Annotated in this window: 12 protein-coding genes and 1 pseudogene; 3 read left to right on the top strand and 10 right to left on the bottom strand. The window is 69.4% G+C overall.

The annotated features are described in order from the left end of the window. Positions 1-104 precede the first annotated feature (104 nt). The 3 genes from ACTJKF_RS18245 to exaC all read right to left on the bottom strand — a co-directional run bounded on the left by ACTJKF_RS18245 (position 105) and on the right by exaC (position 3,693). Positions 105-1,139 (bottom strand): helix-turn-helix domain-containing protein, encoded by a 1,035-nt coding sequence (locus ACTJKF_RS18245; RefSeq protein ID WP_440624898.1) that lies wholly within the window; start codon positions 1,137-1,139, stop codon positions 105-107. A 202-nt stretch (positions 1,140-1,341) separates the two neighbouring features. Next, the gene (locus ACTJKF_RS18240) at positions 1,342-1,884 is read right to left on the bottom strand and encodes a hypothetical protein (RefSeq protein WP_440624896.1); all 543 of its coding nucleotides are present in this window, start codon (positions 1,882-1,884) and stop codon (positions 1,342-1,344) included. Between the two features lie 282 nt (positions 1,885-2,166). Then, positions 2,167-3,693 carry an acetaldehyde dehydrogenase ExaC gene (gene exaC / locus ACTJKF_RS18235; RefSeq protein ID WP_440624894.1) on the bottom strand — a complete coding sequence of 509 codons (1,527 nt, stop codon included), beginning with the start codon at positions 3,691-3,693 and terminating at the stop codon, positions 2,167-2,169. A gap of 317 nt (positions 3,694-4,010) precedes the next feature. Here exaC and ACTJKF_RS18230 point away from each other — a divergent pair, with 317 nt between their 5' ends. Continuing rightward, on the top strand, positions 4,011-4,439 hold the full coding sequence (locus tag ACTJKF_RS18230; RefSeq protein WP_440624893.1) for a pyridoxamine 5'-phosphate oxidase family protein: 429 nt from the start codon (positions 4,011-4,013) through the stop codon (positions 4,437-4,439). A gap of 21 nt (positions 4,440-4,460) precedes the next feature. Here the strand turns inward: ACTJKF_RS18230 and ACTJKF_RS18225 are convergent, their stop codons facing one another. Then, on the bottom strand, positions 4,461-6,080 hold the full coding sequence (locus ACTJKF_RS18225; protein ID WP_440624892.1) for an MFS transporter: 1,620 nt from the start codon (positions 6,078-6,080) through the stop codon (positions 4,461-4,463). A 149-nt stretch (positions 6,081-6,229) separates the two neighbouring features. Here ACTJKF_RS18225 and ACTJKF_RS18220 point away from each other — a divergent pair, with 149 nt between their 5' ends. Continuing rightward, the gene (locus tag ACTJKF_RS18220) at positions 6,230-7,114 is read left to right on the top strand and encodes a LysR family transcriptional regulator (RefSeq protein WP_440624891.1); all 885 of its coding nucleotides are present in this window, start codon (positions 6,230-6,232) and stop codon (positions 7,112-7,114) included. 23 nt (positions 7,115-7,137) lie between these two features. On the opposite strand, the gene eutC is transcribed toward ACTJKF_RS18220, so the two are convergent. The 4 genes from eutC to ACTJKF_RS18200 all read right to left on the bottom strand — a co-directional run bounded on the left by eutC (position 7,138) and on the right by ACTJKF_RS18200 (position 12,538). Further along, on the bottom strand, positions 7,138-7,929 hold the full coding sequence (eutC, locus tag ACTJKF_RS18215; protein WP_440624889.1) for an ethanolamine ammonia-lyase subunit EutC: 792 nt from the start codon (positions 7,927-7,929) through the stop codon (positions 7,138-7,140). Next, complete coding sequence (locus ACTJKF_RS18210) at positions 7,926-9,323, bottom strand: ethanolamine ammonia-lyase subunit EutB (RefSeq protein ID WP_440624887.1); 1,398 nt, start codon at positions 9,321-9,323, stop codon at positions 7,926-7,928. The genes eutC and ACTJKF_RS18210 overlap by 4 nt, the downstream gene beginning before the upstream one ends. Before the next feature lie 111 nt (positions 9,324-9,434). Next, positions 9,435-10,847 carry an ethanolamine permease gene (gene eat / locus ACTJKF_RS18205; RefSeq protein ID WP_124835703.1) on the bottom strand — a complete coding sequence of 471 codons (1,413 nt, stop codon included), beginning with the start codon at positions 10,845-10,847 and terminating at the stop codon, positions 9,435-9,437. A 227-nt stretch (positions 10,848-11,074) separates the two neighbouring features. Beyond that, a complete protein-coding gene (locus ACTJKF_RS18200) occupies positions 11,075-12,538 on the bottom strand; it encodes a mechanosensitive ion channel (protein WP_440624885.1) in 1,464 nt (487 codons plus the stop codon). Between the two features lie 382 nt (positions 12,539-12,920). Between ACTJKF_RS18200 and ACTJKF_RS18195 the strand changes: the two are divergent. Then, a pseudogene (locus ACTJKF_RS18195) lies at positions 12,921-13,421 on the top strand (AraC family transcriptional regulator); the annotation flags it as partial. 154 nt (positions 13,422-13,575) lie between these two features. Here ACTJKF_RS18195 and ACTJKF_RS18190 read toward each other — a convergent pair. Then, complete coding sequence (locus ACTJKF_RS18190) at positions 13,576-13,941, bottom strand: zinc ribbon domain-containing protein (protein WP_440624883.1); 366 nt, start codon at positions 13,939-13,941, stop codon at positions 13,576-13,578. A gap of 10 nt (positions 13,942-13,951) precedes the next feature. Then, a complete protein-coding gene (locus ACTJKF_RS18185; RefSeq protein ID WP_440624879.1) occupies positions 13,952-16,507 on the bottom strand; it encodes a heavy metal translocating P-type ATPase in 2,556 nt (851 codons plus the stop codon). Between the last annotated feature and the right edge of the window lie 10 nt (positions 16,508-16,517).

The following is a 16,517-nucleotide window of genomic DNA, read 5'->3' as shown; positions in this document are numbered from 1 at the left end:
CCCTGCGGGCGGAAAGGCACGTTCGCAAGCCCGTTATTAGCGTGAACAGGCCCTAGCCTGCCGATCGAATGCGCGGCGGCATCCCTGCGCCGCCGCGATCCGGCTCACCCGGCCGCCACCCTCACCGCGCGATCGCGCAGCGTTTCCGACGGCCGCTTGCCGAACAGCCGCCGGTAGTCGGTCGCGAACTGGCTCAGGTGCCAGAAGCCCCACGCCTCCGCGACGTCCTGCACCGACCCCGCCGCGCGCCCGCACAGGTCGCGCCGCGCGCCATTGAGCCGCAGCGTGCGCAGATAGGTCGCGGGCGCCATGCCGAGCACATCCTGGAAGCAGTACTGCAGCGTGCGCCGGCTCACGAGCAGCTGCTCGCACAGCTCGGGCACGCCGACCGGGCGCGTGCGGTGCGCGAGCACGTATTCGCGCGCCTGCTCGACGATCCAGCGCCGGGTCGACGGCGCGCCGCCGGCACCGTCGTCCGCCGGTTGCGCGCAGGCGTCGAACAGCGCGGCCAGCACCTCGGCCTGCAGGTCGTCGCGCTGCGCGTCGGGCAGCGGCCCGCCCAGGGTCGCCGCGCCGTCGAGCCGCCGGCCGAGCAATGCGCACAAGCGCGCGAGCCGCGACTCGCCGACCTGGATCACGCGCTGCGTGAACAGCCGCTCGTCCAGCGCACGGCGCTCGACTTGCTCCGCGTAGCGGCGCAGCACGTCGCCGCGCACGACCACCCCGTAGATCGAGAATTGCGCGGGCGTCAGCAATTCGAATTCGACGTTGCCGGGCCGGAACGCGAGCGCGCCGCGGCCAATCTGGCACGCATCGACGCGCGCGGTGCCGTCGCTCGCGAGCGGGATGCCGAACCAGTACGCATCGCCGCGCACCTCGCACGCCTGGCGCAGCAGGTGGCTGGTCGACTCGCGAAACAGCTTCATCGTGTCGAGCGGCAGCTCGGTCAGCGTGCCGACGAAGCGGCCGGCCGCGAGCTGGTCGTAGGTCTGCCGCCAGCCGATCAGGTTGCGCGCCTGCTCGTCCGCATCATGGGCGACGCTGACCACGGCCTGGCCGGCCGGCGCGTCGTCACCCTGCGCGCTGCGCCGCGTGTCCTCGGCCGTCGGCTCGTCCATGCACTCCACTCGTTGCTCCATCGTGTTCTCCTCACCTGCCCGGGACCGCGTCCATCACGCAAATCCCGTGCCGAACCGCGCGGCCCGGCGATCAGCCCGTCATTCCACGCGGTGTGGGCGAAACGCGCCATGCGGGCGCACCCGGAGACGGCGTGCCGCGCACCGCGCGAGTGCGGAATGCACGCCGCCGACGGCCAACGCGCCACGCGTCGCGCGCTGCCTGCTACGCGCCCGACCGCAACCGCACGACTCGCGTGCCGCAATTGCCGTACGCCTGCGCGACCGCGAGTTCGACGATCGGGCTGCCGGCCGGCCAGGGCACCGCGTCCGCGTCCGGCAGATCGATGCGCAACGTCGCGCGTCCGTTGATCCGGTAGCGGATGCCGCGCACGAAATCGACGAACAGCAGCCCGACGCCGCAGCCGTCGCACGCACGCGCATCGATCCGGTCGCCGTCGCCACGCATCGGCAGCGCGAAGCGCAGCGTCTTCGTGTCGATCACGCGCACGACCGGCAGCAGATCGCCGCTCGCATCGCGGATGCTCGGCACGATGTCGCAGGTCACGCGCGCCGGTCCGCCGTTCGCCGTGCCGACGAACATGAACGGCTGCGATTCGACGAACTGGCGCACGCCGATACTGAGCCGCGTCGTCACGACCTCGCTCATCCGCTCGGCTTCGTCGGCGACGCCGAACCGGTGATGCGCGTCGAGCTCGCCCGCGTGGAACACCGGGTGGCGCGAAAAGGATCGTGGCGGTTCTGTCATGCGGGTTGTCCATCGCGCGCGCCGGTGTCGTTGCCGACGCCGCGTATCGAATGTCGAAAGGCGAAAGCGGTGAAGTGCCAGATCAACGGTCGTCGGTGCAACGCATCGGTGCGGGCACCGCGCGACGGCCGGACAGGCACCGCCGCGCGTTGAATCCCCGACGGCCATCCCGTGCCGGGCGCGTCGCCGTCCGGAACCGGCCGTCCGCAACCGGCCGTCCGCACCGGGCGGCGTTGCACTGCCGCCCGGCCGGCGCCGGCACTTCGCCCGTTGCTCCGGCGCTCAGAAGAACCCGAGCGCCTCGGCCTGGTAGCTGACCAGCAGGCACTTCGTCTGCTGATAGTTCGACAGTGCCATCTTGTGCGTCTCGCGACCGATGCCCGACTGCTTGTAGCCGCCGAACGCCGCGTGCGCCGGATACAGGTGATAGCAGTTGGTCCACACGCGGCCGGCCTCGACCTCGCGGCCCATCCGGTACGCGCGCGTGCCGTTGCGCGTCCACACGCCCGCGCCGAGCCCGTAGAACGTGTCGTTCGCGAGTTCGATCGCTTCCTGCTCGTCCTTGAACGTCATCACCGACGCGACCGGCCCGAAGATCTCTTCCTGGAACACGCGCATCTTGTTGTTGCCGAGCAGCATCGTCGGCTTCACGTAGTAGCCCGTGCCGAGGTCGGCGGCCGGCGCCGTGCGCTCGCCGCCCGTCAGGCATTGCGCGCCTTCGTCGCGGCCGATGTCGATGTACGACAGGATCTTGTCGAGTTGCTGCTGCGACGCCTGCGCGCCGATCATCGTCTGCAGGTCGAGCGGGTGGCCGGCCTTGATGCGCTCGACGCGCGCGACCGCCTTCTCGATGAAGCGTTCGTAGATCGATTCCTGGATCAGGATCCGCGACGGGCACGTGCACACTTCGCCCTGGTTCAGCGCGAACATCGCGAGCCCTTCGAGCGCCTTGTCGAGGAATGCGTCGTCCTGGTCGAGCACGTCGGCGAAGAAGATGTTCGGGCTCTTGCCGCCGAGTTCGACCGTCGACGGGATCAGGCTGTCGGCCGCCGCATGCAGGATGTGCTTGCCGACCGGCGTCGAGCCGGTGAACGCGATCTTCGCGATCCGCTTGCTGGTCGCGAGCGCCTCGCCCGCTTCCTTGCCGAAGCCGCTGACGATGTTGATCGTGCCGGCCGGAAACAGGTCGCCGATCAGCTCCATCAGCACCAGCACCGACGCGGGCGTCTGCTCGGCCGGCTTCATCACGATGCAGCAGCCGGCCGCGAGCGCCGGCGCGAGCTTCCATGCGGCCATCAGCAGCGGGAAGTTCCACGGGATGATCTGGCCGACGACGCCAAGCGGCTCGTGGAAGTGATACGCGACGGTGTTGTCGTCGATCTCGGAGATGCCGCCTTCCTGCGCGCGAATGCAGCCCGCGAAATAGCGGAAGTGGTCGACCGCGAGCGGCAGGTCGGCTGCCATCGTTTCGCGCAACGGCTTGCCGTTGTCGATCGTCTCGGCAACCGCGAGCAGCTTCAGGTTCTTTTCCATCCGGTCGGCGGCGGCGAGCAGCAGGTTCGCGCGCTCGGCGACCGACGTCTTGCCCCACTTGCGGCGCGCGGCGTGCGCGGCATCGAGCGCGAGCTCGATGTCGTCCGCGCTCGAGCGCGGCACACGGCAAAACGGCTTGCCGTTGATCGGCGACACGTTCTCGAAATAGTCGCCCTTCACCGGCGGAACCCACTTGCCGCCGATGTAGTTGTCGTACTGCTGACGATACGGATATTCGACGTCGAGGCCCAGTTGCTTCAGGTCAAACGGGTTCATACATGTCTCCTGTTCATCGTGCTTGTGTGAATGCAGCGCCGGTTGGATCGCGCTGCACGATTTACGCAACATGCGTGCCAAACCGCGCGCAAACGGAACAGGAGCGGTGCGTCCGGCCGCCCGCCGGGGGCCGTGCCGGCGCACCCGAAACGAGTGTGACGATTTTGAACACCGCGGCGGTACAGCGGCGCGCCGGGTGTTCGGATTTTCAACAGCGCATCCGTGCACGTGTCGTGGTGTGCCACAGGTGCGGCGTGGCATGTCGCTTGCATGCGGAATGCGAATCCGCACGCATCGGCCACGCGCCGACCGACCCCATGAACGACCCCGGCCCCCTCGGCGACGATGCCGTCGCATTCATCCGCGAACAGGCATTCGTGATCGTCGCGACCGCGAACGCGGCGGGCGACAGCGACTGCTCGTATCGCGGCCGGCAGCCGCGCGCGGACGGTTCGTTCGACCCGCTCGTCGACCTGCCCGATCGCCGCACGCTCGTGCTGCCCGACTTCGCGGGCAACAACCTGTTCAACACGATCGGCAACCTGCTGGTGAATCCGGCGATCGCGCTGCTGTTCGTCGATTTCATCGGGCAGACGACTTGGCTCGTGCAAGGTCATGCGACGATCGACGAAGACGCGGGACGACACGCGCACCTGTGGCCGGATGCGCGGCGCTACGTGATCGTCGAGGTAACAAGCGCGCACGCGCGCGCGGATGCGGCACTGCCGCCGCTCGTGCTGGCGTGACGCCACCGGCTCACCGGCCGCTCACCGTCCGTTTGCATCGGCACACGCCGGTGCTTCGTTCCGGTGCCGTGCCGGCGCTTCGCCATGCGGCTGCTCGTCTTCCCCGCCGTGCGTTTCTGGGAGCGCACCCGCCGGCCGCGCCCCCAGAAACGCGAACACCACACCCGCACAAAGCACGGTGACGACCGCGAGCCCGATCAGCAGCCGATCGAACGCGTACGTATAACTCGCAAGCAGCGCGGCGCGATCGACGCCCGGCAACACGGCCGCCGCGCCGGCGAGGTCGCCGGTCGCGAGCCGTGCAGCGGCCCGCAGCGCCGCGTTGGACGTCCGCGTCGCCGCGGCCTGCTGCAAATCGGCGTGCGCGAGCGTCGCCAGCACCGCGCCGACGATCGCGAGCGCGATCCCCTCGCCCGCCACGCGCGTCGTGCTGAAGATCCCCGTCGCCATCCCCGCGCGCTCCTTCGGCACGACGCTGACCGACAACCCGTCCATCAACCCCCACGGCATGCCGGCCCCGACGCCGATCGCGAGCATCGGCGCGATCGCCGCCGGCCCCGCGCCGCTGCGCAACGCGACGCCCAGCCACACGAGGCCCGCCGCCGCCAGCAGAAGCCCGAGGCCGGAGATCACGCCGGCCGACAGCCAACGCGTGAGGATCGCCGCGACGAACGGCACGACGAGCATCGGCGCGGAGATCGCGAGCATCAGCCCGCCCGCGTCGATTTCGCTGAAGCCGTCGATGCCGATGAAGCGCAGCGGCAACACGACGAGCAGCACGATGTAGCAGCAGCAAGTCGACACCGGCAGCACCTGCACGCCGACGAAGCGCGGAATCCGGAACAGCGACAGGTCGAGCATCGGTCGCGCGACACGCGTCTCGATCGCGACGAACGCGCACGCGCCGAGTGCCGCGCCGGCCAGCAGCGCGACGACGAGCGGATGCATCCAGCCGCGCGCGGGCGCTTCGATCACGCCGAACGTGAACAGCGTGAGCGCGGCGGTGAAGGCCGCGGTGCCGGGCCAGTCGAGCCCCGTCGCATGCGGATCGCGCGACTCGTGCATGCGCGGCAGGCCGAACCCGAGCGACAGCACGCCGGCCACGACGCCCGTCACGAAGATCGCGCGCCAGCCGTCGTGTGCGATCAGCCAGCCGGCGAGCACGGGGCCGAACGCGAGCCCGATCCCGAACGTCGTGCCGAGCAGGCTGAACGCGCGGGTGCGCGCCGCGCCGTCGAACTCCTGCGCGAGCGCGGCCGTGCCGCCCGCGAGCGCCGCGGCCGCCGCGAGCCCCTGCGCGGCGCGCAGCAGGTCGACCGCGAGCATCGATGGCGCGAACGCAAGGGCGGCCGACATCAGCGTGAAGCCGCCGACGCCGATCGCGAACACGCGCTTGCGGCCGAACTGATCAGCCAGCGCGCCCGCCGCCATCAGGAAACTGCCGAACGCGAGCATGAACGCGTTGGTGATCCAGTTCATCGCGACCGGCCCGCCGTGCAGGTCGCGGCCAATTGCGGGCGTCGCGACCGCGCCGCCGGAAAACGACAGCGGCAGCGCGACGGCGGCCATGCAGACGGCAGCCAGCACCCACGCGCGCCGGCGCGCCGCCCTCGCTGAATCGGCTGAAAACGGGTGATCCATCATCGCTCCTCGAAAAGCCGGCGCGGATGCGCCTTCAGAGCGATCAAAGATAAATCCGATTCAATCCGCGAAAAACCACGTGAGACTCCGCATATAACGGACTAAAATTCTTCAATCTGCCGCTTCGCGCCCGCTCCCCGCCTACCTCGATGGAAAACCTGAACGGCATCGCCGCGTTCGTCCGCACCGCCGAAGCGTTGAGCTTCGTCGCGGCAGGCCGCGCGCTCGGCATCTCGGCGTCGGCGGTCGGCAAGACGATCGCGCGGCTCGAGCAGTCGCTCGGCGTGCGCCTGTTCAACCGCACGACGCGACGCGTCACGCTGACCGACGAAGGGCGTCACTTCTACGAACGCTGCCAGCGGATCCTCGAGGATTTTCGCGATGCGGAAGCGACCGTGACGGCCTCCGCGCAGCGCCCGCGCGGCAAGCTGCGCGTGAGCCTGCCGGTGATCGGCTACCGCTTCCTGCTGCCGGTGCTGCCCGAATTCAGGCAGCGCTACCCGGACGTCGAACTCGATCTGGATTTCAACGACCGAATGGTCGATGTGGTCGAAGGCGGCTTCGATGCCGTGATCCGCAGCGGCCCGCTGTCGGATTCGAGCCTGATGTCGCGCCGGCTCGGCCCGTTCGCGTTCGTGCTGTGCGCGACGCCTGCGTATCTCGCGCAGGCCGGCACGCCGTGGGCGCCGCACGATCTCGAAGCGCACGATTGCGTGCGCTACTGCTTCCCGACCACCGGCAAGCTGCAGGACTGGGCGCTCGCCGCCGACGACGGCACGCCGCCGAAGCTGCGCACCGCCATGACCTGCAACAACATGGAGGCGCTGCGCGGCGCGGTCATGGCGGGGCTCGGCATCGGCTACATGCCCGACTTCCTCGCGCGCGACGCGCTGGAGCGCGGCGCGCTCGCGACCGTGCTCGACGACTACCGGATCGCGCCGGGGCAATTCTCGATCGTGTGGCCGTCGAGCCGGCAGCTGTCGCCGAAGCTGCGCGTGTTCGTCGACTTCCTGTGCGAGCGGTTGTTCAAATAGCCAAACGGCGCCCCATCGCACCGTCACGTCACGCCGATCCGCTCCGCTTCCTGCTGCGGCAACAGCGCATCGCTGTCGTCCTTCAGCCCGACGCCCGTGAGCCCGAGCCGGCGCGCATGCGTCATCAGGTAATGCAGCTTGTGCGCGGCGGCGGCATGCGGCAGCCCTTCGGGCCGCACGTTCGAGATGCAGTTGCGCAGCGCGTCGTGGCAGCCGACCTTCGGCGCCCAGGTGAGATACACGCCGAGACTGTCCGGCGAACTGAGCCCCGGCCGTTCGCCGATCAGCATCGCGACGACCTGCGCGCGCAGCAACTCGCCGATCTCGTCGCCGAGCGCGACGCGCGCCTGCGTCGCGACCACCACCGGCCCGATCCGCCAGCCGTCCGCGTCGAGCCGCGGGCACACGGCCTGCAGCAGCGGCAGCGCCTGCTTCGCGGCCGCGAACGCCGACAACCCGTCGCCGACCACGAACACGACGTCCGGCGCATCGTCGAGCGCCGCGCCGTAGCCGGCGAGCAGCGCGCGCCCGTCGTCGGACAGCTTGCGGCCGAGGTCCGGCCGGCGCAGGTAATGCTGGCGATCGGGCGCCGCACTCTGCACGCCGAGCGTCGCGAAGCCGGCCGCGTCGATCTCGCGGCGCAGCGCGTCGGAATCGAGCGGCTGGTGCACGGCGTCGCGCGCCTGCGCGTGCGACAGGTTGAACGCGAGCAGCGGCGCGGTCGGCAGGCTGTTGCCCGCACGGCCGAGCGCGATCCGCGCGTTCGTGAACGACTTCAGCTGCGCCCACGGATTCTTTTCGACGGCGTCGCTCATGCGGAAATCCCCATCCAGTCGTTCGCCCCCGCGAGCAGCGGCACGCGCGCGCTGGCGGCACGCAGCGCGCCGTGCGCGTCGGCGATCTCCATCGTCTCCAGCCATTCCTCGAACTCGGGCGCGCGGCGCAGGCCGAGCACCTCGCGCACGTAGAGCTGGTCGTGAAACGACGTGCTCTGGTAGTTCAGCATCACGTCGTCCGCGCCCGGAATCCCCATGATGAAGTTGATGCCGGCCGCGCCGAGCAGCGTCAGCAGCGTGTCCATGTCGTCCTGGTCGGCTTCCGCGTGATTCGTGTAGCAGATGTCGCAGCCCATCGGCACGCCGAGCAGCTTGCCGCAGAAGTGATCCTCGAGCCCCGCGCGGATGATCTGCTTGCCGTCGTACAGGTATTCCGGCCCGATGAAGCCGACCACCGTGTTCACGAGGAACGGATCGAACTTGCGCGCGACCGCATACGCGCGCACTTCGCAGGTCTGCTGGTCGACGCCGAAATGCGCATTCGCCGACAGCGCGCTGCCCTGGCCCGTCTCGAAGTACATCAGATTGTTGCCGACGGTGCCGCGCTTGAGCGACAACGCGGCCTCGCGCGCCTCGCCGAGCAGCGCGAGCGAGATCCCGAAGCTCGCGTTCGCCTTCTCCGTGCCGGCGATCGACTGGAACACCAGGTCGACCGGCGCGCCCTTCTCGATCGCGGCGATCGTGTTGGTCACGTGCGTGAGCACGCACGACTGCGTCGGCACGCCATGGCGTTCGCGGAACCCGTCGATCATCGCGAGCAGCTTCACGATCGCCGCGAGGCTGTCGGTCGCCGGGTTGATGCCGATCATCGCGTCGCCGCAGCCGTACATCAGCCCGTCGAGCATCGACGCGGCGATGCCTTTCACGTCGTCGGTCGGGTGGTTCGGCTGCAGCCGCACCGACATCCGGCCGGCCAGCCCGACCGTGTTGCGAAAGCGCGTGACGACGCGGCGTTTGCGCGCCGCCGCGATCAGGTCCTGGTTGCGCATCAGCTTCGACACCGCCGCGACCATCTCGGGCGTGAGGCCCGGCGCGATCCGTTCGAGCGCGGCGCCGTCGGCCGCCGGCGACAGCAGCCAGTTGCGGAAATCGCCGACGGTGAGGTGCGAGATTTCCGTGAACGCGGCCGCGTCGTGATCGTCGAGGATCAGGCGCGTGACCTCGTCGTGCTCGTACGGAATCACCGCTTCGTTCAGGAACGCCTTCAGCGGCACGCCCGCGAGCGCGATCTTCGCGGCGACGCGCTCCTCCTCGCTCGCCGCCGCGACGCCGGCGAGCTGGTCGCCGGAGCGCAGCGGGCTCGCCTTCGCGAGCAGCGTCTTCAGGTCCGCGAAACGGTACGTGCGCGGGCCGATCGTCTCGGTATAGGACATCGTTCGAGTCTCCTTGCCAGTCCTTGCCCATCCTTGCCGGACGGCGACGGTGCGCCCGTTCGACGGGGCGCGCCGGATGCCGTCACGAACGGCCTTGCAGGTTCGCCAGCGTCACTCCTCGAGCAGCACGTCGCCCGGCGCGCTCGCGCGCTGCGAACGGGTCGCGAGGAAGTACGCGTAGCCGAGCGCGAGGAACGCGACGAACACCATCGCCACCAGCCCGTTGAAGACCACCATCGTCCCGAGGCAAATCAGGGCCGCAACGATCGCGAATGCCGGGAAGAACGGGTACAGCGGCGCGCGGAACGGCCGCTCCAGGTTCGGCTGCGAGCGGCGCAGCTTGAACAGCGCCGCCATGCTTACGATATACATCACGATCGCGCCGAACACCGACATCGTCACGATGTTCGCGGTGAGCGTCTGGCCGCCGAACTGGATCAGCTCGTCGCTGTAGATCGCGGCGATCCCGACCACGCCGCCCGCGAGAATCGCGCGGTGCGGCGTCTTGAAGCGCGGATGCACCTTGCCGAGCCATTCCGGCAGGTAGCCTTCGCGCGCCAGCGCGAAGATCTGGCGCGAATAGCCGAGGATGATCCCGTGGAACGACGCGACGAGCCCGAACAGCCCGAGCCACACGAGCATGTGCATCCAGCCGCTGTTCGAGCCGACGATGTATTTCATCGCCTGCGGCAGCGGGTCGTTGATGTTCGCGAGCTTGGTCCAGTCGCCCGCGCCGCCGGCGAACACCATCACGCCGACCGCCAGCGTGACGAGCGTCAGGATCCCGGCCACGTAGGCGATCGGGATCGAGCGCTTCGGGTTCTTCGCTTCCTCGGCGGCCATCGCGACGCCTTCGATCGCGAGGAAGAACCAGATCGCGAACGGAATCGCCGCGAACATCCCGTGGAATGCGCCGACGCTGAAGTGATCGGCGCCCGACCAGCCGCCCTTCATGAAGTTGCTCCACGCGAAGCCCGGCGACACGACGCCCATGAACACCAGCAGCTCGAAGATCGCGAACAGCGTGACGACCAGCTCGAACGTCGCGGCGATCTGCACGCCGACGATGTTCAGCGCCATGAACACGAGATACGCGCCCATCGCGGCGTTTTTCGGTTCGAGCCCCGGAAACTGCACGTGCAGGTACGCGCCGATCGCGAGCGCGATCGCGGGCGGCGCGAACACGAACTCGACGAGGGTCGCGGCGCCGGCGAGGTAGCCGCCCGCCGGGCCGAACGCACGGCGCGCATACGCGAACGGGCCGCCCGCATGCGGGATCGACGTCGTCAGTTCGGTGAAGCTGAAGATGAAGGTGGTGTACATCGCCGCGACGAACAGCGCGGTGACCACGAAACCCAGCGTGCCGGCGCTCGCCCAGCCGTAGCTCCAGCCGAAGTATTCGCCGGAAATCACGAGGCCGACCGCGATGCCCCACAGCTGCCAGGTCCCGAGCGTCTGCTGCAGCGCGGGCTGGCCGGACGACTTGGCGCCGGCGGCGGGCCGGCCATTCGACTCTGCTTTCATCGGATTCTCCTGAAAGGCGCCAGCCTGCCGGCCCGCGCAACTGAGAATCGATGCTAGAGAGTCATTAAACGACGTGTTATCGAAATTCGGCAAAGATGGCGGCGGACGTTTCGCCGATGGCAACGCCGAAGGCGGTCTGCGGTCTGCGTCTGCGGTCTGCGCGCGGTCGCCGTGCGCGGGCCCGCCGGCCGCNCGAGGCGGCCGGCGGGCCGACGCCTTGCCGGCGCCTACTGACCGCCGCCGCGCTGGTTGAACCAGCGGTCGAGCAGCTTGCCGGCCGCCTCGCGGCCGCCGAGGCCGAACGACAGTGCAACCGCCACCGCGATCGCGCCGAGCACGAGGCCGAATGCGAGCTGGACGATCTCGTTCGCGATGCCCATCGCGCGCAGCCCCATCGCGAACACGAGCCCGAGGATCGCGAATTGCGCGATCCGTGCGAACAGCACGCTGTGTTCGCGGTCGGCCTGCTCGATCACGCGGCGCGCGAGGCCCGCGAGCCACACGCCGATCACGAGGATCACGCCGCCCATCAGCACATGGCCGCCGAATTCGATGAACAGCGTGACGACGTCGCGCACCTGCGTGAAACCGAGCCGGTTCGCGGCCTCGACCGACGCGAACAGCATCGCGAAGAACACGATCAGCCGCGCGACCAGCACCGACGGCTGCAGGATCCCCGAGAACACGCGCTCGACGCCGAGCACGGCCGGCAGCCCGTCGACGCCGGCGGCTTCCAGCAGCTTCTGCGCGAGCGACGCGACGAAGCGCGCGAAATAGAACGTGACGAGCACGATCACGATCGCCGCGACGATGTCCGGCACCGCGCCGAGGAACTGGTTCAGCATGTTGGTGGCGGGAATCGAGATCGCGTCGATCTTCAGCGCATCGAGCGCGGAAATCAGCGTCGGCACGAACACGAACACGTAGACGATCGTGCCGACCAGGCTCGACACGCGCACCGGCGTCGGGCTGTCCAGGCGCGCGGTGAGACGGTCGGCGCCGGCGGCGACCAGCAGGTTCGTCACGAGGCCGCGCAGCACGCGCGCGACGATCCAGCCGACGAAGCCGATCACCGCGGCCGCGAACAGGTTCGGCACGATCGCGAGCAGCTTGTCGACCATCCCCTGCACCGGCGACAGCAGGCCGGACAGCGCGAACGACCCGAGGATCGCCGGCAGGAACATCAGGATCACGAGCCAGAACAGCACGTCGCCGAGATAGCCGCTCATCGGCTGCATGCCGGCGCTTTCGGACAGCTTGTCGTCGACCTTGGTCGCCTTCAGCGCGCGGTTCGCGAGGCTGCGCAACAGCGACGCGATGAGCCACGCGATCAGCGTCAGCGCCGCGCCGCCGATCAGGTTCGGCAGGTAGTTGACGATGTGCGTGACCAGCAGCGAGAACGGATTGGAGACCGCGTACAGGTTGAGCACGTTGAAGATGCCCACCGCGGTGACGAGCAGCACGAGCCAGAACAGCCCGCCGGCGATGATCCGCTCGACGCACGCGCCCTGGCCGGTGCTTTCGTTGATCCGCTGATCGACCTTCAGCGCGTTGAGCAGCCGGAGCGCGCCGGCCCGCACCACCACGGCGATCAGCCAGCCGATCACCAGGATGCCGATCGCCCCGGCGATCTTGGGCAGGTATCCGCCTAGCGTGGTCTGCAGCGACGTGATGAAGCTGGAAGCATCCATTTCTTCTTCTCCCGAAAACGTGGCGTTGCGATTGAACATCGACGAACTACCTGCGTACTTCGAAAACCGTGCGTTGCCGTGGAGCAACTTACCCGAGAAAAATGACGCGATCACCCGATTTCACCGTCTTTAACTTTAGACATGAATCGGCGGGGACGAGACCCAATTTCGGCGAAATAAAAAGGGGCTGATCTGTGAGCCCTATCGGAGCCCTACGCTTCTCCGCAAGATTGACCCATTGGCGGCGTGCTACCGTGACGTCGATTCCTGCCGGGGGCACACGCATGACGGTCGACACGAAAGCCGAAGCGCCCCCCCGAGGGGGTCGTCCCCCAAGGGGACTTCCTTCGGGGCGGAAAACCGGGGGACGGCCCGGCGTTTTCTCGAGCGAGGAGAGGAAGACATGTTCAAGCATGAGGTCGAAATCCGGCGGCTGCCGGAACTGCGCGGTTACGCGGTCGCGCATACGGGCGCGTATCTGAAGGTCGGCGACGCGTTCGAGCAGATCGGCGCGTGGGTCGGCCAGCATGGGCTGATCGGCCCGGGCGCGAAGATGATCGGGATTTTCTACGACGATCCGGACGCAACGCCCGAAGCGCAGTTGCGCGCGAAGGCGTGCTTCGTGCCGGCCGGCAACGCGCCGGACGTCGAGCCGGCGCCACCGGTCGAGCGCATGACGATCGCAGGTGGCGAGTATGCGGTGTTGCTGCACACCGGGCCGTATGCCGACCTGAAGACGGCCTATCAGTGGCTGTACGGCGACTGGCTGCGTCACGCCGGCCGTGAAGCCGCGGATGCGCCGCCATTCGAGCTGTATCTGAATACGCCGATGGATGCGGCGCCGGCCGACTTGCGCACCGAGATTCATTTGCCACTGCGTTGAGCGGCGGGTCGGGGCTTGGGGACTCAAGACTCAGAACCCAGGACTCAGGCATTCAGACACGAACCAGCACACCGCGCGACGCGACGCCCGTTGCAGGCCCCCTGTCGTCGCCGAGATCGGCTCTCGCGCCGGCAACGAAGCCGGCGCTCGCCCCCTAAACGGCCTGCGTGCCGCAGCCCGGACAGAAGCGCGCGTCGGCAGCCAGCGCCGCGTGACACCTGCTGCACGCCTTGCCGCGCTGCGATGAACCGCACTGCGCGCAGAATCGCGCATCCGCCGCGTTGAGCGCGCCGCAGCCTGCGCACGCGAGCGGGCGCAGCGGCACGTGACCGCTCAGGCCGCCCGGCGCATCGGCCGACGGCTGCCAGCCCCAACCGTGACGGTCACGACCGCGCGCATCGTGGCCGCCGTGGCCTTCGCGACCCGACCCGCCGTGATGCCCACCTCCGTGGCCGCCACTGCCATGCCCGCCGCCGTGCCCACCACCGTGGCCGCCCAGGATCCGTTTCAGAAAGCGCATCGCCCGCGCCTCATCGCTTCGTCGCCGCGCCGTCGAACACCCCCGTCTTCGACAGCAGCCGCAACCCGTTGCCGACGACGATCAGGCTCGCGCCCGCGTCCGCGAACACGGCCATCCACATCGTGCCGAGCCCCGCGACCGTGAGGCCGAGGAACACGACCTTCACGCCGAGCGCGAAGCCGATGTTCTGCACCAGCACGCGGTGCGTCGCGCGCGACAGCCGCACGAACGCGGGAATCTTGCGCAGGTCGTCGTCCATCAGTGCGACGTCGGCCGTCTCGATCGCGGTGTCGGTGCCCATCGCGCCCATCGCGAAGCCGATGTCGGCGCGCGCGAGCGCCGGCGCATCGTTGATTCCGTCGCCGACCATCCCGACCGCGCCCGCGCCGCCCGCCGACAGCTCCTCGATTGCCGCGAGCTTGTCTTCGGGCAACTGGTTGCCGCGCGCGTCGTCGATGCCCGCCTGCTGCGCGATCGCCTGCGCGGTGTGCGGGTTGTCGCCGGTCAGCATCGCGGTGCGGATGCCGAGCGCGTGCAGGTCGGCGATCGCCGCACGGCTGGTGTCCTTGATCGTGTCGGCCACTGCAAAGAGGCCGAGCACGCGCGTGTCGTCGACCAGCATCACGACGCTCTTGCCCTGCCGCTCGAGCGCGTCGAGCTTCGCTTCCAGCGCCGGCGAGCAGCGTTCGAGCGCCTCGACGAGCCGGTGGTTGCCGAGCCAGTAGCGCGCGCCGTCGATCGTGCCGCGCACGCCGCGCCCGACGAGCGCTTCGAAGTCCTCTACATCGGCGAACGCTGCCGCTTGCCCATCGCGAGCCGCCGCGGCGATCGCCTGCGACACCGGGTGATCGGAGCGCGCCGCGAGGCTCGCGCCGAGATGACGCACGCGTGCGGCGTCGACGTCCGTCGCATGCACGTCGAAATCCGTCTGCACCGGCTTGCCATGCGTGATCGTGCCGGTCTTGTCGAGGGCGAGCCATGCGAGCTTGCGACCTTCTTCCAGATACACGCCGCCCTTCACGAGAATCCCGCGCCGCGCCGCGGCCGCGAGCCCGGACACGATCGTCACCGGCGTCGAGATCACCAGCGCGCACGGGCACGCGATCACGAGCAGCACGAGCGCACGGTAGATCCAGTCGTGCCACGCGCCGCCCATGACGAGCGGCGGCGCCACCGCGACCAGCAGCGCGATCGCGAACACGATCGGCGTATAGACGCGCGCGAACTGGTCGACGAAGCGCTGCGTCGGCGCCTTCGCGCCCTGCGCTTCCTCGACGGCGTGAATGATCCGCGCGAGCGTCGAATTGGCGGCAACCGCCGTCACGCGATAGTCGAACGAACCCGCTTCGTTGATCGTGCCCGCGTACACCGCGTCGCCTGCCGTCTTGTCGACCGGCAGGCTCTCGCCGGTAATCGGCGCCTGGTTCACCGTCGAGCGGCCCGCGACGACGTCGCCGTCCAGCCCGATCCGCTCGCCCGGCTTCACGCGCACGATTGCGCCGAGCGCGACCTGCGCGGCCTCGATCGTGCGCCACGTGCCGTCGGCGTCCTGCACGGTGGCCGTGTCCGGCGCGAGCCGCATCAGGCCCTGGATCGCGTTGCGTGCGCGATCGAGCGACTTCGCCTCGATCAGCTCGGCGATCGTGAACAACACCATCACCATCGCGGCTTCCGGCCACTGGCCGATCGCCATCGCGCCCGTCACCGCGATGCTCATCAACGCGTTGATGTTCAGGTTGCCGTTGCGGATCGCGATCCAGCCCTTCTTGTACGTGGTCAGCCCGCACGCGAGCACCGCCGCGAGCGCCAGCACCGCCGACAGCCACACAGGCAGGCCGGCCCAGCTCACGGCCTCGGACGCGACCGCGGCGACGCCGGCCAGCGCGAGCGGCCACCACGGCTTCGCGGGCGGCGGCGCGACGGACGTTGCCGGCGCATCGGCCGACGCGGCCTCGGGCGTCATCCCGAGCGAGCGGATCGCACTTTCGAGCGCCGGCTGCGCGCCCGGCACGTGCTCGACGGTCAGCATCCGCTGCATCAGGTTGAATTCGAGCGCCGACACCTGCTGCATCCCGCCGAGCTTCTTGCGGATCAGCGTTTCCTCGGTCGGGCAGTCCATCTGCATGATCCGGAATGCTGAACGCACGTGCCCCGACGCGATCGCCCGCGCGACCGGCAGCGGCGCGAGCGTCAGCGCGGCAGGCGCGCAGCAGTCGCCGGCCGCGTGGTCGTGGTCGTGGTCGTGACCCGCATGGTCATGCGCCGCGTGGTCATGCGAGCACGCCGTACCATGCACATGCCCGTCGCCGTGCGCGTGGCCGGCATGGTCGCCGTGGCCGCGATCGTGCCCCGCGTCGTGCGCGGCAGCGTGATCGTGGTCATGGTCGTGACCGCACCGATGCGGCTGCGCACCGCGTGCGGCCCTGTCGCCGTGCGCGTGCTCGCCGGCCGCCGGCGCCGCGTCGGCAACGGTCGCCGCCTGCGTGTCGCGCGCGTCGGCGCAGCAGGTCGCGGCGCCGTCGGCATGACGGTGTCGTGGGTCGGGGGTACGCTGCGCGTCGGTCATGACAACCTCC

Origin of the sequence: Burkholderia sp. 22313 (assembly GCF_052045245.1) — a bacterium.
GTDB lineage: Bacteria > Pseudomonadota > Gammaproteobacteria > Burkholderiales > Burkholderiaceae > Burkholderia.
The sequence above is the reverse complement of the archived record's forward strand: the minus strand, read 5'-3'. Positions and strand labels throughout refer to the sequence as shown.